This is a genomic window from Alcanivorax sp. HI0083, from assembly GCF_001635175.1.
The window spans coordinates 1-1,040 of record NZ_LWFX01000436.1; the positions used below are offsets into that span (position 1 = coordinate 1).

Sequence of the window (1,040 nt, forward strand, 5' to 3'; positions counted from 1 at the left end):
AATCACCAGCTTGCCGCCGGCCATGCCTTTGCCCACGTAGTCGTTGGCGTCGCCTTCAATATACATATGCAGGCCGCCGGCGTTGAACACACCGAAGCTCTGCCCGGCGGTACCGGTAAAGCGAACCTTGATCGGCGCGGTCTCCATGCCCAGATTGCCGTGCTGCTTGGCAATCTCACCGGACACACGGGCGCCCACGGAGCGATCACAGTTGGTGATCTCGTAATGGAACGAGCCACCAGATTTACTCTCGATGGCGGTGCCCATGTCAGCCACCATCTTCTGGCTCAGCACAGCCTTGTCGAACGGCTCGTTGCGGGTCACCTGACAATGGGTGGGCTTGTCTGCCGGCACCAGGTCATTGCGCAGAATCGGGGTCAGGTCCAGCTTGCCCTGGCGCGCGGTTTCGCCTTCCAGCACTTTCAGCAGGTCGGTACGGCCGATCAGCTCGGGGATGCTCTTCACACCCAGCAGCGCCAGCAATTCACGCACTTCCTGAGCCACAAAGGTGAAGTAGTTGATCAGCAGTTCCGGCGCACCAATGAAGTGCTCCTTGCGCAGATCTTCACGCTGGGTAGCCACACCGGTAGCGCAGTTGTTCAGGTGACAGATCCGCAGGTACTTACAGCCCAGCACGATCATCGGCACGGTACCGAAACCGAAGGACTCGGCCCCCAGAATCGCCGCCTTGATCACGTCCAGGCCGGTCTTCAGACCGCCGTCTGTCTGCAGGCGAATCTTGTCGCGCAGGTCGTTACCCCGCAGCGCCTGATGCGCTTCCGCCAGGCCCAGCTCCCAGGGGGAACCGGCGTAGCGGATGGAGGTCAGCGGGCTCGCCGCGGTGCCACCGTCGTAACCGGAAATAGTGATCAGATCCGCGTAGGCTTTCGCGACACCGGACGCCACCGTACCGACACCGGGTTCGGACACCAGCTTCACAGACACCTGCGCATCCGGGTTGACCTGCTTGAGATCAAAGATCAGCTGGGACAGATCCTCAATGGAGTAGATGTCATGGTGCGGCGGCGGTGAAATCAGAG

At 61.1% G+C, this 1,040-nt stretch carries 1 protein-coding gene; it reads right to left on the reverse strand.

Features of this window, described 5'->3' with window-relative positions; translation table 11 throughout:
- A partial coding sequence (locus A3754_RS04490) for a glutamate synthase-related protein (RefSeq protein ID WP_255363112.1) occupies positions 1-1,040 on the reverse strand: 1,040 nt, incomplete at both ends.